The organism is Leptolyngbya sp. ST-U4 (genome assembly GCF_039962215.1).
GTDB lineage: Bacteria > Cyanobacteriota > Cyanobacteriia > Elainellales > Elainellaceae > Leptolyngbya_A.
The window spans coordinates 330,825-354,684 of record NZ_JAMPKZ010000001.1 but is presented as its reverse complement, the minus strand read 5'-3'; the positions used below and the strand labels follow the sequence as shown (position 1 = coordinate 354,684).

General features: G+C 51.6%; 21 protein-coding genes. 8 read left to right on the top strand and 13 right to left on the bottom strand.

All coding sequences use genetic code 11. From position 1 onward, the window contains the following. Window positions 1-22 precede the first annotated feature (22 nt). The 8 genes from NDA02_RS01530 to clpB form a co-directional block, all read right to left on the bottom strand. Entirely contained in the window at window positions 23-823 is an 801-nt protein-coding gene (locus tag NDA02_RS01530) for an ABC-2 family transporter protein (protein WP_348245792.1), read from the bottom strand. After that, window positions 820-1,911 carry an ATP-binding cassette domain-containing protein gene (locus NDA02_RS01525; RefSeq protein WP_348254564.1) on the bottom strand — a complete coding sequence of 364 codons (1,092 nt, stop codon included), beginning with the start codon at window positions 1,909-1,911 and terminating at the stop codon, window positions 820-822. Before NDA02_RS01525 ends, NDA02_RS01530 begins: the two co-directional genes overlap by 4 nt. Window positions 1,912-2,326: 415 nt before the next feature. Beyond that, the gene (locus NDA02_RS01520; protein ID WP_190789905.1) at window positions 2,327-3,394 is read right to left on the bottom strand and encodes an LOG family protein; all 1,068 of its coding nucleotides are present in this window, start codon (window positions 3,392-3,394) and stop codon (window positions 2,327-2,329) included. Window positions 3,395-3,749: 355 nt separating this feature from the next. Continuing rightward, a complete protein-coding gene (gene trxA / locus NDA02_RS01515) occupies window positions 3,750-4,070 on the bottom strand; it encodes a thioredoxin (RefSeq protein ID WP_190789904.1) in 321 nt (106 codons plus the stop codon). Between the two features lie 427 nt (window positions 4,071-4,497). Next, window positions 4,498-5,661 carry a GuaB3 family IMP dehydrogenase-related protein gene (locus tag NDA02_RS01510; RefSeq protein WP_190789903.1) on the bottom strand — a complete coding sequence of 388 codons (1,164 nt, stop codon included), beginning with the start codon at window positions 5,659-5,661 and terminating at the stop codon, window positions 4,498-4,500. 444 nt (window positions 5,662-6,105) lie between these two features. Next, on the bottom strand, window positions 6,106-6,540 hold the full coding sequence (psbU, locus tag NDA02_RS01505) for a photosystem II complex extrinsic protein PsbU (RefSeq protein ID WP_190789786.1): 435 nt from the start codon (window positions 6,538-6,540) through the stop codon (window positions 6,106-6,108). A gap of 94 nt (window positions 6,541-6,634) precedes the next feature. Further along, entirely contained in the window at window positions 6,635-6,847 is a 213-nt protein-coding gene (locus tag NDA02_RS01500) for an RNA-binding S4 domain-containing protein (RefSeq protein ID WP_190789787.1), read from the bottom strand. Between the two features lie 105 nt (window positions 6,848-6,952). Then, the gene (clpB, locus tag NDA02_RS01495; protein WP_190789788.1) at window positions 6,953-9,649 is read right to left on the bottom strand and encodes an ATP-dependent chaperone ClpB; all 2,697 of its coding nucleotides are present in this window, start codon (window positions 9,647-9,649) and stop codon (window positions 6,953-6,955) included. Between the two features lie 477 nt (window positions 9,650-10,126). Between clpB and clpS the strand changes: the two genes are divergently transcribed. Then, window positions 10,127-10,453 carry an ATP-dependent Clp protease adapter ClpS gene (gene clpS, locus NDA02_RS01490; RefSeq protein WP_190789789.1) on the top strand — a complete coding sequence of 109 codons (327 nt, stop codon included), beginning with the start codon at window positions 10,127-10,129 and terminating at the stop codon, window positions 10,451-10,453. Window positions 10,454-10,466: 13 nt separating this feature from the next. Next, window positions 10,467-10,760 (top strand): DUF2103 domain-containing protein, encoded by a 294-nt coding sequence (locus tag NDA02_RS01485; RefSeq protein ID WP_348245790.1) that lies wholly within the window; start codon window positions 10,467-10,469, stop codon window positions 10,758-10,760. 217 nt (window positions 10,761-10,977) lie between these two features. Here the strand turns inward: NDA02_RS01485 and NDA02_RS01480 are convergent, their stop codons facing one another. After that, entirely contained in the window at window positions 10,978-12,240 is a 1,263-nt protein-coding gene (locus NDA02_RS01480) for a methylglyoxal synthase (RefSeq protein ID WP_190794325.1), read from the bottom strand. Between the two features lie 514 nt (window positions 12,241-12,754). Between NDA02_RS01480 and NDA02_RS01475 the strand changes: the two genes are divergently transcribed. From NDA02_RS01475 to NDA02_RS01465, 3 genes are all read left to right on the top strand, one after another. Beyond that, window positions 12,755-14,032, top strand: coding sequence for an aspartate aminotransferase family protein (locus tag NDA02_RS01475; RefSeq protein WP_347277927.1), 1,278 nt, complete (start codon window positions 12,755-12,757; stop codon window positions 14,030-14,032). Between the two features lie 295 nt (window positions 14,033-14,327). Beyond that, on the top strand, window positions 14,328-14,978 hold the full coding sequence (gene upp, locus NDA02_RS01470) for a uracil phosphoribosyltransferase (protein WP_190794323.1): 651 nt from the start codon (window positions 14,328-14,330) through the stop codon (window positions 14,976-14,978). 39 nt (window positions 14,979-15,017) lie between these two features. After that, on the top strand, window positions 15,018-15,359 hold the full coding sequence (locus NDA02_RS01465) for a hypothetical protein (protein ID WP_190794322.1): 342 nt from the start codon (window positions 15,018-15,020) through the stop codon (window positions 15,357-15,359). Window positions 15,360-15,450: 91 nt separating this feature from the next. Here NDA02_RS01465 and mscL read toward each other — a convergent pair whose 3' ends face one another. Further along, window positions 15,451-15,885 (bottom strand): large conductance mechanosensitive channel protein MscL, encoded by a 435-nt coding sequence (gene mscL / locus NDA02_RS01460; protein ID WP_190794321.1) that lies wholly within the window; start codon window positions 15,883-15,885, stop codon window positions 15,451-15,453. Window positions 15,886-16,036: 151 nt separating this feature from the next. Between mscL and NDA02_RS01455 the strand changes: the two genes are divergently transcribed. From NDA02_RS01455 to NDA02_RS01445, 3 genes are all read left to right on the top strand, one after another. Next, window positions 16,037-16,897: a M28 family peptidase gene (locus NDA02_RS01455; RefSeq protein ID WP_190794320.1), complete on the top strand. Its 861-nt coding sequence runs from the start codon at window positions 16,037-16,039 to the stop codon at window positions 16,895-16,897. Window positions 16,898-16,989: 92 nt separating this feature from the next. After that, window positions 16,990-18,162, top strand: coding sequence for an FtsW/RodA/SpoVE family cell cycle protein (locus NDA02_RS01450; RefSeq protein ID WP_190794319.1), 1,173 nt, complete (start codon window positions 16,990-16,992; stop codon window positions 18,160-18,162). 189 nt (window positions 18,163-18,351) lie between these two features. Further along, window positions 18,352-18,843 carry a universal stress protein gene (locus NDA02_RS01445; protein WP_348245789.1) on the top strand — a complete coding sequence of 164 codons (492 nt, stop codon included), beginning with the start codon at window positions 18,352-18,354 and terminating at the stop codon, window positions 18,841-18,843. A 48-nt stretch (window positions 18,844-18,891) separates the two neighbouring features. Here NDA02_RS01445 and NDA02_RS01440 read toward each other — a convergent pair whose 3' ends face one another. The 3 genes from NDA02_RS01440 to NDA02_RS01430 all read right to left on the bottom strand — a co-directional run bounded on the left by NDA02_RS01440 (window position 18,892) and on the right by NDA02_RS01430 (window position 23,638). Then, window positions 18,892-20,022: a CO2 hydration protein gene (locus NDA02_RS01440; RefSeq protein WP_190794317.1), complete on the bottom strand. Its 1,131-nt coding sequence runs from the start codon at window positions 20,020-20,022 to the stop codon at window positions 18,892-18,894. 77 nt (window positions 20,023-20,099) lie between these two features. Further along, the gene (locus NDA02_RS01435) at window positions 20,100-21,716 is read right to left on the bottom strand and encodes an NADH-quinone oxidoreductase subunit M (RefSeq protein ID WP_348254300.1); all 1,617 of its coding nucleotides are present in this window, start codon (window positions 21,714-21,716) and stop codon (window positions 20,100-20,102) included. 74 nt (window positions 21,717-21,790) lie between these two features. Then, on the bottom strand, window positions 21,791-23,638 hold the full coding sequence (locus NDA02_RS01430) for an NAD(P)H-quinone oxidoreductase subunit F (protein WP_190794315.1): 1,848 nt from the start codon (window positions 23,636-23,638) through the stop codon (window positions 21,791-21,793). Between the last annotated feature and the right edge of the window lie 222 nt (window positions 23,639-23,860).

Sequence of the window (23,860 nt, the reverse complement as noted above, 5' to 3'; positions counted from 1 at the left end):
CAGTCTGAATTGAAGCTATTCACTATGCTCCCATGCCCGAATAGCGGCGCAAACCTTTCTGCCACAGCCAGCGATTTAACGCCCAGAAGAGCGCGATCCAGCCCAGCATGATCAGTAACCCCTGCACTACATTTTCCGGCAGACCGATCAATAGACTGGCAGGAAAATTAATCATGTAGGGAAACGGTGTCCACAGCACAATTTGGCGGACGATCGGCGGAAACACTTCCAGCGGCGCGATAATGCCTGACAGAAACAGGTAGAACAGAAAAAAGAAAGACTCCAACGAATTTGCTCGCTCAATCCAGAAAGCCAGCATTGCGAAGGCGTATTGGGTAACAAACCGTAGGATGAACGCCAGAGTAACGGCGAGCAGGAACAGCAGAACTTGCGACAGGCTGGGAATCCAAACGGCTTGCGGATACAGCACAAAAAAGAGAATTACCAGCAGAATTGCAAACGGCAACCGGGCAAATCGCTCGGCAAAGTGAGACATAAAATGATGCCAGCCTGGATCGAGCGGTTGCAGCAGTCGAAATGAGAGCTTTCCTTCCACGACTTCGCGTTCAAACTCCCAAATTACCCAAACGACGGTAAATTGCCGCACCAGAAAAACGGCGAGAAAGTAACGAATAAAGTCGATCGATGAAAGTCCAAACTGCCCACTCTGCGATGCCTGAATCCACACGCCCATCAGGATGAGCGGTAGGCTGCCCGACAGCATCCACAGAATCAGCTCTGCTCGGTACTCCACCATATAAGCGTAGTAAACGGTGAGCAGGGTTTGGGCAATGCGACCTGTCCGCTTGAGCCTCTGATTCATCTTGTGCCTCCAGGCTGACGGTCTTCGATAAATTCACCGTCGGAGACTTTGCCCTGCGGGAGTTGATTGGGCGACACTGCCTGGTCATTCCCGTTTGAGGTTGCATCCACCCGGGTTCCTAACTGAAACACCTGACCGATCACTTCCTCGATCGGCGGGTCTGTCACCTTCAAATCTACGACTTCAAAGTCTGCTAAGAGCTGGGCGATCGTATGCGTCAGCTTTTCCTGCGGCACAATAAACTGCGCGAGTTGTCCATCTACCTGCTTCAGTTCTCCGTAGGGACGTAGTTCGGCAGGCGATCGAGGATAACTGAGTTCGATCGACACTTCCCGACAGGGCGCAAACCGTTCGAGCAAGCCTTCTAAACTGCCGTCGTAAATCAGGTTTCCGGCATGAATCATCAGCACCCGCTGACACAAAGCCGTAATGTCTGCCATGTAATGGCTTGTTAGCAACACTGTCGCCTGATAGCGTTCGTTGTATTCACGCAAAAACTCGCGCACATTGACCTGAGCATTGACGTCGAGTCCAAGCGTCGGCTCATCAAGAAACAGCACTTTCGGATGGTGCAGCAGCGCAGCCAGCAGTTCCGCCTTCATTCGTTCGCCGAGAGAAAGCTTTCGCACAGGCTGATTCAGCTTGCCTTCCAGGGACAGCATCTCGGTCAATTCGCCAACGCGCTGCCGATAATCGCGATCGTCTATTCCATACACTGCCGCATTAATTCGGAGGGAGTCCAGCGCAGGCAAATCCCAGATCAACTGCTGCTTTTGCCCCATCACCAGCGTAATTTGCTGAAGAAACGCCCGCTGCCGCCGAAAGGGAATATGCCCTGCCACCGTGACTTGTCCTGAGGACGGGTGAATCAGTCCGGTGAGCATTTTAAGCGTGGTTGTTTTGCCTGCCCCGTTTGGTCCCAGAAACCCTACGACCTCACCGGGTTCGATCGCAAAGGAAACCGATTGAACCGCTGTAACCGAGCGATAGGTGCGCTGAAAGAAATGCTTGATGGTTCCCGCAAAACCGGGATCTTTAATCGCAACGGGATAAACCTTCGTCAGGTTTTCAACCGAGATCATGGGCATGGGACTGCTGGGGTGTGGTGTCATGTCTTATCGTTTCCCGTCAATTCCCAGATGTCTTCCTCCTTCCAGGCTATTTCGGAACCGAGCGATCGGTAGCTCTCATCTCCTTTAAGAATTTAGGCTTCACTCCTAACCTCCTCATTTTTGGGGTAGGGAAGGCACGCCTACTACAGTTCTCAAAGTCCCTAGAATTAGGAGATTTAGGGGGCTGCAAAACCCAGAACTTGGACAAAACTTGTGGATACACACCAGCCCTACATCAAAGAGGGATTGAGGGGGAAGGCATCTGGAATACCGTACATCAGACGATGGCATTGCTGATCCGACAGATGAATTTTGCAAGGGTAGTTTTCAAATCATCCCTAGCGCAGAACTCCCTATCTGATAATCCGATTTCCATTCAGTAATGCCCAGACTATTTCTGTTCGGGGTGGGTGGCTTCAGGAGCATCCATACCTAGTTGATTGATGACGCGAATCATTTGGTAGAGCCGTCCAAAATCGCGCTGGTTGTAGTGCATTACTAAACGGGGCAACTGTGCCGCATCGCCGCCCAACTCCTCCGGCAGTGGCTTGGCTTGCTCGATTTTTCCCGATATCAAAATATCGCTGAAGTTCTGGTTCAGATACTCCATATCGTTGGCAGATAGCTCGGAGTTGAGGCGCAGCACCAGTTTGTCGCCCACATAGCGGCTAGAGTGAAACACGCGATAAAAGCTCGAAATCATCTCGCAGGCAAGATCGACGCGATCGGTAATCGTGTACAAATCCAGATCGTCCGGGCTAATCAGGCCATCCTTCAGCAAATGGTCACGCACATAAGCTTCCCAGCCGCGCCAGTAATTGCTTCCCGGCGGCTCTACCAGCACGAGCGGCAGCAGGTCAGACTTTCCAGTTTGCATCAAAGTCAGGCATTCATACGCCTCGTCCTGCGTACCAAACCCGCCCGGAAACAAAGCGAGCGCATCGGTCTCCCGCAGAAAAAACAGCTTGCGTGTAAAGAAATACTTGAAATTGACCAGCTTGTCGCTGCCTTCGAGAAACGGATTTGACCCCTGCTCAAACGGCAGTCGAATGTTCAGCCCAAAGGAGTTCTCTGATCCGGCTCCCTCATTGCCCGCCTGCATAATACCGGGACCGCCGCCCGTCATCACCATAAAGCCTTGCAGCGTAACGCATCTTGCAAAGTCAACCGCCATTTGATACGCCGGAGTTCCAGGCTTGATGCGAGCAGAACCAAAAATCGTAATTTTGCGGATGTGGCGATGGGGATAGAATACGCGAAACGCCTGTTCCATATCCTGCAATGAAGCGTTCAGGATTTTCCAATCGAGGCGATCGGCATCGACTTCTGCCATCCGCGCCAGGGTCATGAGTGCCTGTTGAATCAGTGCGCCATGCTTCATCTTGGGCAACTGATCGAGCAATTCGCGAATTTCTGCCTGAAAGGATTCTAAGCTGGACGATGAAGGAGATAGGGTCATGTATTCCTGTGACAGCAGTACCCTATTCTACCGGATCAAAAAACGCGCTGTCTAAATCGCCTTTACGGCAATTCTTTGTAGGACTGAAGCGGGATACCAGGGCAAAACCGGGCTAATCCAGATGAAGTTTGCTTCCTTGTGTTAAGCCGTTGGGATGCTACAGCAGCGCAGTCCCAAAATCCACGTAAAATGCCCCAGCCAGAAAGACCAGGGCACTTAAGACAAAAGAGATGGCGTACTAGAAATCTCGTACTCTCAATCTCACAAACAAATCTCACAAACCGCAAAGTAGCCAGAACCGAATAGACATAAAACGAGGGGTAGAATGCCTGTGACGGCTGATCGATCGAGCAACTTAGAGATATTTTTCGAGCGTGGTCGCCAGCGTGGTTTTAGGAACGGCCCCAACCACCATATCCACCCGCTGTCCGCCCTTGAAGATCATCAGGGTAGGGATGCTGCGAATCCCATACTTGCTGGCAACGCTGGGATTTTCATCGGTATTGACTTTGACAACTTTAATCTGACCAGCGTACTGTTCGGAGATCTCATCAACCACGGGTGCGACCATCCGACAAGGACCACACCAGGGTGCCCAAAAATCAACCAGAACAGGAACGTTGCTCTCAATTACTTCTTGTTCAAAAGTTGCGTCTGTAACTGCGGCTGCTGACATGCCTGAAATCCTTAGCCTATATTATCGTTCAAAATCTTACCATAGCGAAAACAAGCAGCTTGCGCTATCGGTCTATACAAACAGATATAAATTTGGGATTCAGCTCTCTCGTCCGATCGAATGATTTGAACCTCATCGAGCTATGTTTTTAGACGGCATTTTCGACCCTTTTTTGAGACCGTCCTGAGCAGCAGAGGTTTGAGCAGAGAACTTCTTCTCCTGTGACAGTTTCTTAAAAACATGCCAATTGAATGCCTGTTTAAACGAGGAACCGCCTGAACAGTGTCCAGGCGGAGTGTGGTGTGAGGAGTGAACGGAAACATACGTCTCCGCTTCCTTCTATTGTAAGCGACTGTTATGGATTTTCACTATGGTTTCCCGTGAAGCCGCAGATAAACTTATATAAATCCGGTTGACAAGGTGAAGTTTATTTACCCATGCCGAGCTGCTGTGCCTTCTGGTAAACCTTGCCTTCAGTCAACAGCGAGGGAGCAATCACGACTTCAACTTGCTGCATCTCCCGAATATCCTTTGCGCCCAGCGTGCCCATACTGGTTTGCAGTGCCCCCAGGAAGTTGTGAGTTCCATCATCGAGCTGAGCCGGACCGCGCAGAATTTGCTCTAGTGTTCCGGTCGTGCCCACACGAATGCGAGTACCACGCGGCAAAACCGGACTGGGTGTTGCCATGCCCCAGTGATAGCCCCTGCCTGGAGCTTCTGCGGCTCTAGCGAACGGAGAGCCAATCATCACGCCATCCGCACCGCAGGCAATACATTTGCAGATGTCTCCTCCGGTAATTAAGCCACCGTCTGCAATCACCGGAACGTATTTGCCCGTTTCCCGATAAAAGTCTTCACGCGCTGCTGCACAGTCTGCTACAGCAGTCGCCTGGGGCACGCCCACGCCTAACACTCCGCGAGAGGTACAGGCAGCACCGGGACCAATGCCGACTAACACCGCCGCCGCGCCTGCTTTCATCAGGTTGAGTGCTACGTCATAGGTTACGCAGTTGCCTAGCACGACGGGAATCGGCATTTCCTGACAGAACTTTGCCAGATCCAGCGGGGTGATCGACTCTGGAGAGAGGTGAGCCGTTGAAACCACGGTTGCCTGAATAAAGAATAAATCTGCGCCTGCTTTTGCAACTGTTGCGCCAAACTTGGCAGCTCCCGCAGGGGTAGCACTTACCGCTGCAATCCCGCCCTGGGATTTAATTTCCTGGATGCGCTGCTCGATCAGTTCTGGCTTGATTGGCTCGGCGTATAGCTCCTGCATCAGGGGCACAAATTCGTGCTTATCGACAGAGGCAATGCGATCGAGAATTGGCTCAGGATCGGCATAGCGCGTTTGAATGCCTTCCAGGTTTAGCACTCCTAATGCACCGAGTTGGCTCAGCCGCACTGCCATTTTGATATCGACAACTCCATCCATTGCACTGGCAATGATCGGAATCTGTCGCTGAATGCCGCCGATCGTCCAGCTTGTATCGGCAAGCGAGGGATCGAGGGTTCTGTTTCCGGGAGATAGTGCAATTTCATCGATCCCGTATGCTCGACGGGCAGCTTTGCCTCTACCAATTTGAATGTCCACGCTTCTATTCCTTAAGACTTATTCAAACTAGACTATCAAATCTAGAGAGATTCAGGGGACAACCCGATCGGGATCCGGACAAAACATCTGTATGCTTTGTTACAGCATTTTGATGAATCTCCGATAACTTTGAAAAATGAGAATTGAGCTTGAAGCAATAGCAATAAAGCAATAGCAACAAAGCAATGGCAAAAGTATCGAAGATCGATCGACTTGCAAAAGCTTTCATCCTGGTTGCTCAAGCTTGAATTTTGTAGGCTGGAACGGCAAAAGAATAAGGAATATTACTGTCTTCAGTCGGGCTAGAACCTGTAAAAAAGGAATCCAAAAAAAGGAATCGCTCTCTGGATTCACAGATCGAGTCGCGTTTGCAGCGGGATCTGCTCATTCAGAAAGCGATTGCCTGATCAGCTAATTTGCTTAGTCAATCTGCTGTGGATGCACCTAGCGGTAAATTCCGTTGTTAAATCGATCGCCACCTTCTACAAAGGTATCTTCTGGCGGAGAAACAGTGAAGTTGTTCATGTTAGAACGCAGGATGTCTTTTTGCTGCTCGGTTAGCCCCGGCAGATCCAGCACGTCTTCAACCTGCTCAAACGGAGCATTGCCCACAATCAAACGCGCCAAAGTTGGATACATTCCGCGATATTGCAGAAATGCCCGCACGTTTGTGTTGTTCAAATCGATCTTTTTGCCAAACTCAGTTGCCAGCTTATCATCAGCTCGATTTCGGAAGGATGCTTCGGCAACAACAGGAGCCATCGCCATTCCATTCCAGAACAAGCCATTTTCGCCCAATGCGGTTGCTTGACCTGCAAAGCCCAACAGGCTCCCCAACATCAGCCCAACCGCCAACACTACTCCCACAAATCGTTTCATTAGGACGCTCCCTCCCAATCTCAACCAATTAAACGTCATATCAAGATGCTTAGGACACAGCTTTTCTTAGAGCCTATCATTAATCAGAAACCTTTTATGCCCCATCCTGATGTGCGAGTTTCACAAGGAACGTTCTGCCTTGTAGCGTGACCCGATCGCCTGCAGCGAGTTTGCGTCCTCGGCGGGTTTCTACCTCATCATTGACCTGCACCTCACCATTCTGGATGAGCAACTTTGCTTCACCCCCGGTTTCAACCATGCCAATCAACTTAAGAAACTGATCGAGTTTGATCACTTCGTCGGTCATTGCGCGTTATCCAGCACCAGAACAGAGCCATTCTAGCGAAGGCAGGCGCTCGTGAAGATGCACTGGAACAGAGAGGCGAGGGGAGCGAATTGGGACTCTGACCGCTTAGCCTTCTGCTGGAACGATCTGCGGAGCGGCAATCTCAGCAGGCTCAGCTTTGGTAAGGGGCTCAACCACTTCGCTGGACTGCTTGATAAAGCTCAGCTTGTGGTCAACCACATCGACCACGATCGTATCCCCTTCCATAAAAGCGGTTTCCAAAAGCTTGGTGGCGATCGGGTTTTCTAGCTCTTTCTGGATGGCTCGCTTGAGCGGACGGGCGCCATACGCGGGGTCATAGCCGACATCAGCAATGTAGTTTTGGGCGGCAACGGTGACTTCGAGATCGATTTTTTGCTCTGCCAGCAAACGACGCATGCGCTGAAGCTGAATCCCGACGATTTTTCGCAGTTCCTTCAGGCTAAGGGCGTGGAACAGGATGATATCGTCTACACGGTTCAGGAACTCTGGGCGGAAGTGCGATCGTAGTGCCCCAACTGCCCGTTTCCGCATTTCCTCGTACTTTGAGTCATCGCCTGCCACATCGAGGATGTATTCACTGCCGATATTGCTGGTCATGACAACAATCGTGTTGCGACAGTCTGCGAGTCTGCCTTGGGAGTCAGTAATGCGCCCATCGTCGAGCAATTGCAGCAGGATGTTAAATACATCTGGGTGTGCCTTTTCCACCTCGTCCAACAGCAGCACCGAATAGGGATGACGGCGAATTGCTTCCGATAACTGACCGCCTTCCTCGTAGCCTACATAGCCTGGGGGCGCACCGATCAGCCGTGCAACCGAGTTTTTCTCCATATACTCGGACATATCCAGCCGCACTAGGGAATCACCGCTGTCAAACAGGGCTTCAGCAAGGGCGCGGGCAAGCTCGGTTTTACCTACTCCGGTTGGTCCCAAAAACAGGAAAGAGCCGATCGGACGACCGGGATCTTTCATGCCTGCACGGGCACGACGGATTGCGGCGGCAACGGCTTCGACCGCTTCGTTTTGTCCAATTACCCGCTTGTGCAGATAGCTCTCAAGCTGCAAGAGTTTTTGCCGCTCGGATTCCATGAGGCGATTGATCGGAATCCCCGTCCACTTGGCAACAATTTCGGCAATGTCTGCTTCGGTTACTTGTTCACGGAGCAGAGTTTCGCCGTCTGCCTGGATGTCAATCAACTGGGTTTCTTTGGCTTCGAGTTCGCGATGCACTGCCTCCAGTCTGCCGTACTTGAGCTGGGCAGCGGTGTTGAGGTCATAGCTGCGCTCGGCTTTCTCAATTTGTCGCCGCAGAGATTCCTCTTCTTCCTTTAGCCCATTGATCGCGGCTAAGAGCTGCTTTTCCGATTCCCACTGCGAGCTAAGCTGGTTTTGCTGCGTTTTCAGATCGTTAATTTCCTGGTTGATTCGCTCCAACCGATCTTTCGCGCTGCGATACACGCCGATCGCCACAGCACTTTGCCCTTCACCCTCTAGCGACAGCTTTTCCATCTCTAGCTGAATTAATCGCCGATCGATCGTCTCCAGCTCAACAGGCTTTGAGGTAATTTCCATTTTGAGCTGGGCAGCCGCTTCATCCACCAAATCGATCGCCTTGTCTGGTAAACAGCGATCGGAAATATAGCGATCGGACAGGGTCGCGGCGGCAACCAGGGCAGAGTCGGCAATCTTCACCCCGTGATGCACTTCATAGCGTTCCTTAAGCCCGCGCAAAATCGAGATTGTGTCCTCGACGGTGGGCTGCCCGACATAAACCTGCTGAAATCGCCGTTCCAGAGCCGCATCTTTTTCGATGTGCTTGCGGTATTCGTCCAGCGTGGTCGCACCAATGCAGCGGAGTTCGCCCCGTGCCAGCATCGGCTTCAGCAAATTACTGGCATCCATCGTGCCTTGCGGTGAGCCTGCCCCAACCACGGTATGCAGTTCATCGATAAACAGAACAACTTGCCCCTCGGAACTGGTCACTTCCCGCAGCACTGCCCGCAAACGGTCCTCAAACTCGCCCCGGTACTTGGCTCCAGCAATCAGGGAACCCATATCAAGGCTGATCAGGCGGCGGTTTTTCAGCGATTCCGGTACGTCTCCGTTCACGATTCGCTGAGCTAGGGCTTCGGCGATCGCCGTCTTACCCACCCCGGGTTCACCAATTAGCACCGGATTATTCTTCGTCCGGCGAGAGAGAACCTGCACCACGCGCCGAATTTCATCGTCCCGTCCAATTACCGGATCGAGCTTGCCCGCTTTGGCAGATTCAGTCAAATCCTGCCCAAATTTCTCCAGGGCAGCATAGGTTGATTCGGGGTTCTGATCTTTGACTTTTTGATTGCCCCGCACGGTTTTGATTGCGGCTTCAAGCTGCCGAGTTTCGATGCTTAGAGCACGAAAGGCTCGTTTCCCAACGCGATCGTCTTCTGCAAGTGCCAGCAGCAGGTGTTCGACCGAAACAAAGTCGTCCTGCATTGCTTTGCGATTTGTTTCTGCTTTGTCCAGCAGCAGATCAAGTCCTTGACCAAGATAAAGCTGACCGTCTGAAACAACTTTGGGTTGGCGCTGCGTAAAGGCTTCGATCTGCTGCTTAAGCCGCGCTACATCGACATTTGCCTTTGCCAACATCGTATCGCCTGCTCCTTCGAGCTCCAGCATCGATAGGGCAACGTGTTCAACTTCAAGCTGCTGATGGCGGAATCGACGGGCAACATCCTGAGACTTGACGATCGCTTCCCAGGCTTTCTCGGTGAATTTGCTGGGGTCAGTGGGCTGCATAGGAAACTAAAAATTATTGATAAAGCTTAAAGTATATCGCGACTCAACTCTAACAAATTTCACAGGCTCCCTTTGAACTTCCCCCAGACGGGAAGCAGGCGTTGCTAGGTTGCCTGATCTCACACAGGGGAGATTTCGGGGGAGATTTTAAGGAGCGACCAAGCCTCAAACCCAAACCAAAAAACCGGGGTAGATATGCTAGCCAGAATTAACAGACCCGGAAGCAGTTTGAGAGGTTACGCGATCGTTCAAGCCTGCTTCAGGCGATTGAAGATTCAGAAAGAGGATTTTTTCGAAAGAGCTAATTTTTTCGAAAGATTTAGATTTAACAGATCTGATCTTCTGAATCTATCGGACAGAAATATGATTGGGGTGAAATGTCGAGTTCTGAGGACAATTTACCCATCGTGAATCCAAAAATTGAGATAAGGTGTTAATGAAGTGTACTTTTATGAAGTTTCTCTGAGAAATTAAGTCATGGCTACGGCAATTTCAGCAGCACCCCAGCAAATGGCAACGTCGCCAACGGTGACTCCTGAGCGGACGAGTCAGACCGTTCGTAAGCCTTACCCCAACTTTAACGTGATTGTGCTGAATGACGACTTTAATACGTTTCAGCACGTTGCTGACTGTTTGATGAAATACATTCCCGGCATGACGGGCGATCGAGCCTGGGATCTGACCAATCAGATTCACTTCGAGGGTCAAGCGATCGTCTGGACGGGTCCGCTAGAGCAGGCAGAGCTGCATCATCAGCAGTTGAGCCGTGCGGGATTAACAATGGCTCCCCTAGAGGCTGCCTAAGGGCTAAATTAATATGGCAGAAGCAAGCGGTCGGCTCGTGTGGAACCACTCAACTCATTTGCCCGGACTCATCCCAGTTTTAGAACGGCTAACGCAGCAAGACGGCATCGGGACCGTTACTCCTGCCCGAATTGGGACAACGCGATCGAACATTCCCACCCTGACGCTGAAAGTATCCGTTCCCATTCGGGGCGGCTTTAAGCTGATCGCCCGTAAAGGCAAAACGTTTCAGGAAGTTTTTGTATTAACCCAGTTGAGTCAGGCAGCACTGGAAGAGGCAGTAGGCAGAATATTGCGGAAGGGGTAAGTGAGCGGGTGTGGGATTGGGCGACGAGGCGATGGGGCGATCGGGGGCAGGTCAATCGGTGGCTGGCTTGTTAGGCAATCGGGTTAGGCAATCGCGTTTTTGACAGAGTATAGCCAGAGCAGTTCTGTAAATCATAGAACACTACAACTCGCGCACCTCAATACCCCACCCCCTTATCTTCCCACTCACCCATCCAGCCATCCACTTCTCCACTCCTTCAGGGAGCCATCACCGTCAACCCACCCGGCACACAATTAATCTCAACCGGAGTTGTGCCAATGATTTCGCCGTCCAGCACTACTTTCTGCGGCGGATTGGTGGTGACTCGTAGTTTCTTTGCGCCCATATGAACAATATCAGGACTCTCAGAGGGCTTCAGCAGAGCTGATCCAATCAAACGAGCGATCGTACGAATGGCTTCAAGCTTGGTTTTTGCACTGGCGATCGTCACGTCTAGCAAGCCATCGTCGAATACCACCTGTCCGATGCCCTGCGCTAGAACAGAAGTAATCGGGGCAGCGTTAGCGATCGTGATCGCGCCTGCCTGAAAACACTCAACATGACCATCAACTTCGATCTCGGTGTCAAACAATTGCTGCTCGTCGAGCTGTTGCCAACCTGCCATCAAATATGCCAGCGCACCCCAGCGGTCTTTCGCAGCGCGATCGGCACGGTCGACGGTTTCTGCTTCCAGCCCGATGCCTGCCAGCAGGATCATGGGCAACCCATTACAAAAGGCAGCATCGACAACTCGGCGGTGTCCGGTAAGAATCGTTTGGCAAGCTCCACGAATCGGATTGAGGGCAGTGGGAATTCCCAGTGCGGAGGCAAAGGCATTGGCAGTACCTCTGGGAATGATGCCGAGCGGAATATTAGTGCCAATTAGTTTACCTGCAACGGCTGAAACAGTCCCGTCGCCACCAGATGCCAGTACGAGATCGGCTTTGGCATCGATCGCTTCTTGCGCCAGTTTTTCTGCGCTAAGTTCCACGGTAGTTTCATGTACGACAAGCTGCATGGCGGGTTCCAGCAGATCGCGAATAAGCTGCAACTCCTGTTCTGAATTGCCCTGTCCCGATACGGGGTTAAAGACTAGATGGGCAACCTGTGTTCTTGCCAGAGCTTGGATAATTGCTTGAGCCGTGGCAACGTTAGTTGCAAACGGAATGTTGTGGATATTGCAAATTCTGGTAATCAGATCGATGCCTGGCTCGTGCCGCTGCGCGTAGAGCGTGTCTTCTAAAAAAATAACCGCGCTAACATGACCTGCGGTAATTTCTGCGGCAACCTGTGCGTCTCCTCCGATCGCCCCAGGCCTCAGAATCTCGATCGGCAATCCCAGCGTATCTTGAATCCGATGACCTGTGCCTCCGGTTGCGATCAGGTGGTAGCGGGAGAACACCGGCAATCGATCGCGCAGCAGGGCTAGTAGATCGTCTTTACGGCTATCGTGAGCGATCAGAGCAATGGTGGCAGGCATAGAAAAACCAGATTTGTAAAGTTTTCTTCAGAAGGAAGAAGGGGTCATTAAATTGTAGAAATGCTCCAGTGCAGTCGTGTCATACCTGCGGCAGGATTTTGCTAGCAATTCGTGACGATCGGTGAAGGCGTTGAGGAAACAGCGTTTTGTAGAATGTTCTTATGAAAACATTTTAGGATTCCAAAAAACACAACGATCGAAATAATCAGGAATCTTCTGGGCTAAAGGGTGTTTGAATTCAGGTTGAGGGTCAGTGGAAAGGTTTGAGCTTCTCTTGGATTTTTTATAAAAACCCTAAGCCATGAGAGTCTGAGCCGGCTGAGTGGATTTCGTTTTCCCCTTTAAGATCACTGCTTGAGACCACTGCTGCAATTGATTCTGAACGATACTTAAGCAAAATCAAAATCAGTAAAAACTGAGCTGAATTAATATGCAAGAACTGACTCGTCCGACCTTACCTGAGACAGCTTCCCACACCGCCGCTCCTTCACGGGCTGAGCTTGAAGCTTTCTGGATGCCCTTCACTTCCAATCGGCAATTTAAAGACAGTCCACGCCTGTTTACTGCCGCGAAGGATATGCATTACACCACCGTCGACGGGCGACAGGTACTAGACGGCACGGCGGGACTCTGGTGTGTGAATGCGGGTCACTGTCGATCGCAGATTGTTGAAGCAGTCTCGAAGCAGGTGGCAACGCTCGATTTTGGTCCAACGTTTCAAATGGGGCATCCGGGACCGTTTCAGCTTGCCGATCGCCTGATAAAAATGACTCCCGGCTTTGATCACGTCTTTTTTGCCAACTCCGGTTCAGAAGCAGTCGATACTGCGCTGAAGATTGCGATCGCCTATCACCGGGCACGAGGTGAAGGCACGCGGCAGCGATTAATTGGACGAGAGCGTGGCTACCACGGCGTCGGGTTTGGTGGCATCTCGGTGGGCGGCATTGGTCCGAACCGCAAGTTTTTTGGCGGTTTGCTGACGGGCGTGGATCATCTGCCTCATACACACAATCTCGAACACAATGCCTTTAGCCACGGTCAGCCAGAATGGGGTGCACACCTGGCAGATGAGCTCGAGAAAATTGTCGCGCTGCACGATGCCTCGAATATTGCGGCGGTGATTGTGGAACCCGTGGCAGGTTCGACCGGAGTACTGATTCCGCCAAAAGGCTACCTGGAGCGGCTGCGGGCAATTTGCGATAAGCACGGCATTCTGCTGATTTTTGATGAGGTCATCACCGGATTTGGACGACTGGGAGCTAGCTTTGCTACAGAGTATTTTGGCGTTAAACCCGATATGATGACGGTTGCTAAAGGCATTACCAACGGTACTGTGCCAATGGGAGCCGTCTTTGTGCGTGAAGGAATCTATGATGCCTTTATGAATGCGCCAGACAACGCGATCGAGCTATTCCACGGCTACACCTACTCCGGGCATCCGGTGGCTTGTGCGGCAGGACTGGCAACGCTAGAGATTTACGAGCAGGAAGGCTTGTTCGATCGCGCCCGTGAAATGTCTGCTTACTGGGAGTCGGCAGTGCATTCGCTGAAAGGACAGCCCCATGTGATCGATGTGCGTAACCTGGGACTGGTTGCCGGAATCGAGCTGGAGCCGATCGCCGGAAAACCCTCGGCTCGTGCTTTTGAGTGCTTTTTGCGCTGCTACGAGAAGGGCCTGCTAATTCGCACCACAGGCGATATCATTGCCCTGTCGCCGCCTCTCATCATCGAGAAGCACCACATCGATCAGTTGGTTGAGATGCTAAGCGAGGTTTTGCGCGATTTGCCGTAGCCTCTAAGAATGGGTGAAAGAATCGTCGTTATCACCCGGCCGGCCTGCTAGCGGGTCAATTCTGAGAGAAACTTAGCCTCTTCTCCGTTTCTAAGTTCCCCAAAGTTGGGAACTAAAGGGAAAATCAAGGGGGCGATCGGCAGATTTACAACTCCTCACGTTCTCTCTGCACAGCAATTACGAATCAGGACGCATAATTCAGAGCGTTCAAAGTCCAAAGTCTTGTGAAACAATGAACAGGGGGAGAATATCCCCCATTTTCTTTATCTCTTTCCTATTCCTCCCAATCGATTGCATGGCTCTTCAACTGCGTGTCTACGTTCCCCCCCACCCGCTAATCAAACACTGGCTGGCAGTGTCTCGTGATGAAGCAACGCCCTCGGTGCTGTTTCGTAGTGCGATGACTGAGCTAGGCAGATGGCTGACTTATGAAGCAATCCGCGACTGGTTACCCACGATCGAAACCGAAGTGAGCACGCCTCTGGCAACTTGTCCGGCGACGTTTATCAACCCAGAAGTTCCGGTAGCAGTGGTTCCCATTCTGCGGGCAGGGCTGGCGTTGCTAGATGGCGCACAGGCACTCTTGCCGCTTGCCTCGGTTTATCACATTGGCGTGGTGCGAAACGAAGAAACACTCGAACCCAGTGTCTACCTGAACAAGTTTCCTGAGAAATTCGACCCGCAGACGCGAATTCTAATTACCGATCCCATGCTGGCGACAGGTGGCTCGATGATGACAGTCATGCAAGAATTAACGCGACGAGGCGCTGATCCAAGCCTGGTAAGAATTATTGCCGTTGTTACGGCTCCGCCTGCCCTACAGCAGCTTAGCAATGCCTTTCCGGGTCTGGTCGTGTATGCGGCGACGATCGATGAAGGTTTAAACGAAAAAGGCTACATTGTTCCTGGATTGGGCGATGCAGGCGATCGAACGTTTGGCACTTAAGATTGGCACGAAACCTTAGCGTCATAAAAGGAGAATTGCATGAGCCAGCAGGGAAATTTTATTGGTGGCTTTTTGTTGGGAACGGTGGTCGGTGGTGTGGTTGGTGGCGTGATCGGTGCGCTGGCAGCGTCCCGGCTCAATCAGGAATCTGCGGGATCTGAAAAATCGTTCTCCAAGCTGGATAAAGCCGAAAGCAAGCCCACAAAGCGACGACAGCTTAAAGCCCCGACCGAGCAAAATATGGAAATTGCGCGGCGAGGCTTAGAAGACAAAATCGCTCAGCTGAATGATGCGATCGACGATGTGCGACAGCAGCTTGGAACGGTGAACGGCACATCAGTTCAGGGAAACGGCGAACAGGTCGTCTCTCAAGATCCGTAGATGCTCTCTGGCTGCTGGACGATTTGCTGACGATTAATGATCAAGATGCTCAGTTCATACCCAGTTCATGAGCAGTTCAGCATGATCAGCACTATCGGCTGCGAAGAGTTTGGGTGAGCGTGTCGATCGAGGCTTTCAGGTCTTGCTGTGAGGCGATGATTGGATCAACGAGGTCTTCTGCAACTTCCTCTTCGCGCAAAAATCGTCTTTTGGCAGCTTCAAACGATTGGATAACCAAAAAGAGAACGAACGAGATAATCAGAAAATTAAGCACCGCAGCGAGAAATACTCCATATTTAATTCCATTGATTTGAAGCTGGTTAATGTCTTGTAAGTTGGCAGCTTGCAGTGCCGGATTGAGGAGCAACGGAGTAATGATATCTTTCACAAACGAATCGACAATCTGGCTGAAAGCAGCTCCAACCACGACTGCAACGGCAAGATCAAGGACATTGCCCCGCATGACAAATTCACGAAAATCTGCCAAAAACCCTGTTGCAGCGCGTCGTCCTCTTCTGACTGCCATTGTTTCTATCCTTTGTTTTTATACACGAATGTTTTTACACACGAATGCTTCTACACGCGAATTTAGTTCTGGGTGAACAACTGCCGCTAATCTCCTGTTTCTAAAGAAAAAAGTCAACCCGTTTTTCACAAATTTCTTACCTTTGAGGGAGATGTCTGCTGACGCGATCGAACCCAACGTGCTGCAATCCGCTCTGCTTGCTCATTTGAATCACCTCATTCGCGATCGCGATCCCTATTTTGCCAGCCAGGGACATTTTTACGTGCGGGAGTATGTGCGGGAGCAGTTGATTCAGTGGGGCACGATCGAAACCCATGAATTCACAGTGCGGGGCGGCCTGCATCAAAATTTGATTCTCGATTTGCCCGGTAAAGCGACTCGTCCGCCGATTTTGATTGGCGCACATTATGATGCTGTTCCGGGTACGCCAGGGGCAGATGATAATGCTTCAGGCGTTGCAGTGCTGCTGGAACTGGCGCAAATTTTTGCAGCGGAGCCTGCCCGTTATCCCCTGCGGCTGGTTGCCTTTGATATGGAAGAGTACGGCTTACTAGGCAGTGCAGCCTATGCGCGCGAGCTGAGACAGCAGAACCAACTCCTGCGGCTCATGATTTCGCTAGAAATGCTGGGCTACTGCGATCGCGCTCCTCAATCCCAGAAATATCCGGCTTTTCTCAAGTATTTCTATCCCGACCGCGGCGATTTCATTGCCCTGGTGGGAAACGTGCAGACCACGCTGGATCTGATCCGACTTCAGCGACAAATTCGTACTGTGGGCAGGGTCGGCTGTGAATGGCTGCCTGCCGGAAAGCGAGGCATGATTGTTCCCGTAACACGCAGCAGCGACCATGCTCCTTTTTGGGACGAAGGCTATCCGGCAATGATGATCACCGATACCGCGTTTCTGCGGAATCCGCACTATCACAAAAGCAGCGATCGGCTAGACACCCTCGATCTGGAGTTTTTAGCACGGGTTTGTTCAGGGCTGGTTGCGGGAATTCGATCGCTTTAAGCGACGAGGAAAATTTGCGCTGCTCCGGTCGATTTGCGCTAATCTAATACGCACTTTCCACTTGTTTCTGCACGTTAAAGGCTCCGATCGCTGTGAAGCTCCGACATTTCATTCCTTTTTTTGATTCCTCAGCTCAGGACTGGGGACAGGAAAGCCGTCTGCTGCGCTGGCTTACCTTTTTGTGGCTATTGGTCGGTTTAGTGGTGATGTATTCTGCGTCCTTTGCGGTGGCAGATGCGAAGACGGGCGACGGGCTGTATTACTTCAAAATTCAGTTGTTGTGGATTTGTTTGGGCATGATGGGGTTTAATGTCCTGGTGCATTCGCCCCTGCGCTTTATTCTCGGATTGGCAAACTGGGTTTTGCTGCTGCTGCTGGGGCTAGTGCTGATGACGCTGCTGCCAGGCGTCGGAACCGAGGTCAATGGAGCAACGCGCTGGCTGGTCATTGGTCCCGTCGGCATTCAGCCGTCTGAGCTAATCAAACCGTTTCTGGTATTGCAGAGTGCGCGGATTTTTGGGCAGTGGGAGCGGCTAGACTGGGGAACTCGTCTGCTCTGGGTGGGAATCTTTGGAATGACGATCGCCGCAATTCTCTTGCAGCCCAACCTGAGTACAGCAGCCCTTTGCGGCATGATGATTTGGTTAATTGCCTTGGCGGCAGGCTTGCCTTACTTATACCTGGGCAGTGCGGCAGGGTTAGGCGTTCTGGCGGCTATCGTCAGCGTTAGCCTCAAATCCTATCAGCGACGGCGATTGATTTCGTTTCTCAATCCCTGGGCAGATCCCAAGGGGGACGGCTATCAGTTGATTCAGAGCTTGCTGGCGATCGGCTCAGGCGGCATGTTTGGCAGTGGCTTCGGGCTGTCGCAGCAAAAGCTGTTTTTCCTGCCAATTCAGGATACTGATTTTATTTTTGCGGTCTTTGCCGAAGAGTTTGGTTTGGTCGGCTGCTTTTTACTGTTTCTGATGTTGGCAGGCTATGCAACGCTAGCAATCCGGGTTGCGCTCAAGGCAAAAAATCAGGTGCATCAGTTGGTTGCAGTTGGCGTCATGATTTTGATGGTGGGGCAATCGCTGCTCAATATCGGCGTTGCAAGCGGGGCACTGCCCACCACAGGGCTACCCTTCCCGCTGTTCAGCTATGGTGGCAGCTCGATGATTGCCAGTTTGCTAGCGGCAGGATTGCTGATTCGGGTTGCTAGGGAAAGCACCAGCGCAGAAGTCATTGCGATCGATCCTCGCTGGGCAAAATCTGATTCATGATGGAATTAACCCAGCCGATCGCTCAACTCATTAACCTGTCGTTATTGACCTGGCGTTAAAGAACTTGAGCTAGCGTGAGAACTGTGACTTACTGTTTTTTGAGTGACTTATGGTTGAGTCGATCGATTTAAGTCAACTTTTTTTGAGCCTATTGTTTTTTGAGCCTATTGTTTTATAGCGAACTCCGCCATGCCGCAAAAAATTCTTGTTGCTGTTGATGAATCTCCCTTTGCCGAAATCGTTTTCGATCAAGCCTTAAAAATGGCAAATGCCTTTCAGTCTTCTCTGATGGTGCTGCACGTTTTATCGCTGGATGAGGAAAGTAGCCCCCAAATGCCTCTTGCCGCATCGGGTCCAGGATCTTACGTAGTGCTGGAAACGGCAGTGATGGATGCTTATCAGGAGCGGTGGCAGGAGTACGAGGAAAAAGGCGTCACTCAGCTTCAGAGCTTTACCGATCGCGCTACTCAAGCGGGAATTGCCACTGAATTCAGCCAGTTATCCGGTCGTCCAGGCAAAGTGATTTGCAACCTGGCGAAAAATTGGCAGGCAGATTTGATCGTAGTAGGACGCAGAGGGCGATCGGGCTTTGGCGAGTTCTTTTTGGGTAGCGTTAGCACTTATGTGGTGCATCATGCGCCCTGCCCAGTGATGGTCGTACCTGCCAAGACCTCGACTTGAGCCATTCGGTCTGCTGCCCCTTGCCTTTCCTCGGCTTCCCTTGTCTACCTAAGACTGCATCTTTAAAACCTGCGAGTCCTGCAATTTGTCCATCCAGCCTTCCAGATACGTGAGATTCTCCTGCTGGTGCTGTGGGTTTGTAGTATCGATCGGGTGAGGCATCAAACCTCTTATGGCTGCTGTCGTGACGCAAAACATTGCTTTCTGGAAGCTCAGACAAATCTTCACCCGCAGGTCGTCTTCGCCCCGTAGCTCCTGGAGATACACCTGCCGCAGGGCATCGGGCAAAAAATGGGTCATGTCCTGCATCAGCAGCGTTGGCGGAATCCCGCCTCCTCCAACAGGCAGCGGATCGGCAAACAGTGCCCCGTAGTTAAAATCTGCCTGATTGGAAGAAATTTGACCCGCCTGCGCATTGTAGGAAATCGTGCCAAAGAAGGGAAACGATCGAAAGAAGACCGCTTCTACATAAGGCACGGCCGTATCCTTCAAAAACGTCAGCCCTGCCGATTTGGGAATAATTTCGTAGCGTTGATCGCCAATTTCAACGGCATAAGTGATCGGGTCAGCAGCAGCTGCTACCAGTCCATCCTGAACATGTTGCACCACTTGAGGAATCGTTTCGATTTCGCCTCGATCGTAGCGATCGGATAGCTCCAAAAACATTCGGCTCATCACATCCCAGAACTGCCCCAGCGCACTGTAGTAGCACAGCAACCGCACCTGCTCCGGCAAAAATTCGGGAAACAGGCGATCGAGTCCCTGCATCATGGCGTTGCCCCGCAGTTTGGCTCGAATCGCTGCCCCTGCCCCCTGGCTAAACTCTTCGCTGTCTAGATAAGCATCCAGCCCTTCTGCCCCATGCCAGAACATCGCTTTCATGCAATATTCGGCAAACTCATAGTTAATGCGATCGTGCCACCAGTGCTTCAGCAGTTTGGCGAAGGTCACTTCACCATTGAAATACTTAAAGAAAGGAAACAGCATCAAAAACTGATGCTCTGCAATAAAGGTGAGGTTGCGATGATAAGCATCCAGCACGACGCCGTAGCTCTTGAGAATGCCAACCACTTCCAGCACATTCCCAGGAGAGTCGGGCAGCAGTGCACCGCCTGCCTGAATTCTTTCGATCAAATCAGCAAGGGGATGAGAGCGATGGGGCGGAACGAGAGTTACCATGTGCGAATTGTTTCAGGAGTGAAGGAAACGAGGAAATTGAAAACGTAACCTTGAGGAATAAAGGGACTATGGGCGAATTAGCTCATGGAGGGCATCCTGCCAGAGACAGAGGCAGCGTCAATTGCAGGCACAGCAGGAGCCGGAGTAAAATCTTCGATCGCTTCTGCGGAAAACTGGGAAGCAACCGGGGGATCTGCGGTAGGTGCGCTCGGTATTGACCAGCTCATTGCCGTGCGGCTCAGACTGTCAATTCCTAGAGTCTTGGAAATCGACACGCTCCAGCGAGTTATCCAGCCAGGCTGAAGCCCCAGCAAAATCACCAGAACCGCGACAATTACTGAAGGAATGCGATCGTGCCAGCGGACACGCGGTAGGTTCGCTAGCGTCTCTGGCAATCGACCAAAGAAGACTTTGTTGATCAAAATTAGAAAGTAAACCGCAGTCAGTGCGGTTCCCACCATGCAGAGCAGCGTTTGCACCGGAAACACAGGCAGACTGCCGCGATACACAATAAATTCGGCAATAAAGCCCACCATACCGGGAATTCCTGCGCTTGCCATTGCGCCGACCACCATCAAGCTCCCAACCAGCGGCAGCCCTCGCTCGGGGTTGAGCAATCCACGCAGCACGTTAATATCGCGGGTTCCAGTTTTGGTATACACCACACCCACTAGCAAAAACAGCAGCGCAGAGATTAAACCGTGGCTCACCATCTGGGCGATCGCTCCAATCAAACTCAGCGGGGTCGCCGCCGCTGCCGCCAGAATTACATAGCCCATGTGCCCTACCGAGCTATAGGCCACGATTTTCTTCATGTCGGTTTGAGCGATCGCCGCAAATGAACCGTACAGAACGCTCACCACTGCAACACCTGCAATCCATGGCGACAGGACTTCCCAGGCATCGGGAAATAGCCCCAGTCCAAACCGCAGCATTCCGTAAGTACCCAGCTTCAGCAAAACCCCAGCCAGCAGCACCGATGCCGGAGTCGGAGCTTCAACGTGCGCGTCGGGCAGCCAGGTATGCAGGGGAACAATCGGAATTTTGATGCCAAAGCCAATCAGCAGCGTGACCAGCAAAGCAATCTGAGGTGTTGTAGACAAATCGTGATCGCGTACAATTCCATAGTCAAAGCTGCCCGAGCCGCTCAGGAGCGACAAGCCAAAGAAGGCTGCCAAAATCACCACGCCCGAAATTGCCGTGTAAATCAGAAACTTGGTTGCCGCATAGCCGCGCTTTGCCCCACCCCAAATCGCAATAATCAAATAGAGCGGAATCAGCTCAAATTCATAGAACAGGAAAAACAGCAGCAGATTTTGCGAGAGAAAAGCCCCAGCAACAGCTCCGTTCAGCAGCAGGATTAGGCTGTAAAACAGCTTCGGACGGTGGATTTGAGCATCACCGCTATAGAGCGCAACCCAGGTTAGCACCCCATTCATCACCAGCAGCGGCAGCGACAGTCCATCCACCCCAAGCTGATAGCTCAAGCCCAAATTCTTAATCCAGGGCAACGATTCCTGAAATTGCAGTGCCGCGTCGCCGAGGCTAAATTGGCTAGCGACAACAAGCGACCAGACTACAACCAAACTACAAAGCGCAAGGGCAATCTGCCGCGATCGGTTCACTTGAGACGGCGGCAGCACACTAATCAGCAGAACCCCAAGAAACGGAACCCAAATAAAAAGACTCAGCATCGCAAGGAATTGCAGGATGAACAGCAGACGATCGAAAAATAAGGCGAGAACCGCTCAATTAGCGAAAACAGTCACTAAAACAGCGGACTCCAGATCAGCCATCCGGTTAGGCTTAGAGCCAGCAGTAGCCCCACAAACAAATTCAGCAGATAGCTGCGCGACTGCCCGGAAATCGTATATTTCAGGCTTTCTCCGCTAAAGATTGAAGCCACTCCAACAAAGTTCACCAGCCCATCCACCACATAGCGATCGAACCAAGCAGTCAAGCGCGAACCCTGCACCACTCCAAACACCACACTGAGCTTGTAGAGGCGATCAATAAAAAAGTCATACGCCAGTACATCGCGTAGCACAGACCCCACAAGCGGAGTTGGCTTTCGTACTGCTGGGTTAAGGTAAATGATGCCTGCAAGGGCTGCTCCACCTATGCCCGAAGCGAGCAAACTGGCGAGTAGACTCAGATTGACTTCGCTTAGCGCGGGCAAAAGCTGCCACTGTTTCAGTAGCAAAGGCAGCAGCAGCGCAAAAATCGAGAGCGTCACCATCGGCACCGCCATTAGCCAGGGTACTTCCGGCGCGCGGCGCGTTTTTGGCTGCGGGTGACCCCAAAAGACCAAGCCAAAGACTCGTACCAAGTTAAATGCCGTGAGTCCATTGACCAGCAGCAGCACTGCAACCAGCCAGGGAGAAACCGCCCAAACGCCCTCCATCCACTGCACCATTGCCCAGAAGCCGCCAAGCGGCAGCAGTGCCACCGAAGCCAGCCCACCCACGACATAGGCAAACGTTGTAGCAGGCATTCGCTTTGCAAGTCCGCCCATCTCGGTAAGGTCCTGGGTGCTAGTCGTCAAAATAATTGACCCGACACTCATAAACAGCAGTGCCTTAGCAACACCATGGGCAAACAAAAACATCAGTGCCAGATCATCTTGCTGAGTTCCCACCGCCAAAAATACTAGCCCCAGATAGGCACTGGTCGAGTGAGACAAGGTTCGCTTGATATCAATTTGAGCGATCGACACTAGCGAAGCTCCGATCGCCGTTAGCGACCCCAGCACCATAATTGTTGTCAGCGTCACGGGCGAGAGTGCCAGCACAGGCTGAAGCTTGATCAGCACATAGGCTCCGCAGGCAACAACCACAGAATTTCGCAGAATCGAAGCCGGATTTGGACCCTCCATCGCTTCATCTAGCCATAGGTTCAGCGGAAACTGGGCACACTTCCCTGTTGGACCTGCTAAGAGCGACAGTCCCAGCAGCGTTGCAACCACCGAGGGAAGCTGAACGTTTTCTGCCCACAGCGCAAGATGGGTGAAGTCCATGCTGCCAGCCAGCGTGGATAAGGTGACCACACCCATCAACAAGAGCAAGTCTCCAACTCGTTTAGTCAAGAAAGCATCACGGGCAGCCGTTACCACCAGGGGCTGAGCATACCAAAAGCCCACTAACAAGTAGGTAGAAAGGGTCAACATTTCCAGCAGGGCATAGCTTAGAAACAGGGAATCGCTTAGGGCGATGCCGCTCATTGCCGCCTCAAAGAAACCCATCAGCGCATAGAATCTTGCCAGTGCCCAGTCTTTTTCCAGATAGCCCAGCGCGAAAATCTGTGCCAACAAACTTAAGCCAGTGATAAACAGCGCAGCCGCAACGCTTGTGCGAGAGGTCTCCAGGGTTAGCCAGATATCTAAGTCAGGAACACTCAGCCAGGGAATCAGCGATCGAACGGGTTCTTGATCCCAAACTGCCTTTAGCATCAGGGCACTGTGAACCAGAGCCAGAACAGTCATCAGGATATTAAAGTAGGCGGCTGGTCTTGGTCCAGTGCGGCGAACTAGCCCGATCGACCAGGGCAGCGTCAGAATTGCGCCAATCAAACCGTACAGGGGAACCCACCAGCTCGTCTGAACGAGAAGCTGATTCATTACTGATCTTTCCTTATTGAGATGAAATAAATGCTGCAACCAAACTCCCTGCCAAACCAAAATCAAGACAATAATTTTTGAATAGCAGAATAATTTAGCAAAAATTAAGGGTTATCTAATCTAGCATAGAGCTTTCACCGTTGTTCTCAGTCAGGCATTGCTGAAGCTTTCTACTCTAAAGTCATCTCAATCGTGCAAAAAATGCTTCGCAACTAACAGAGA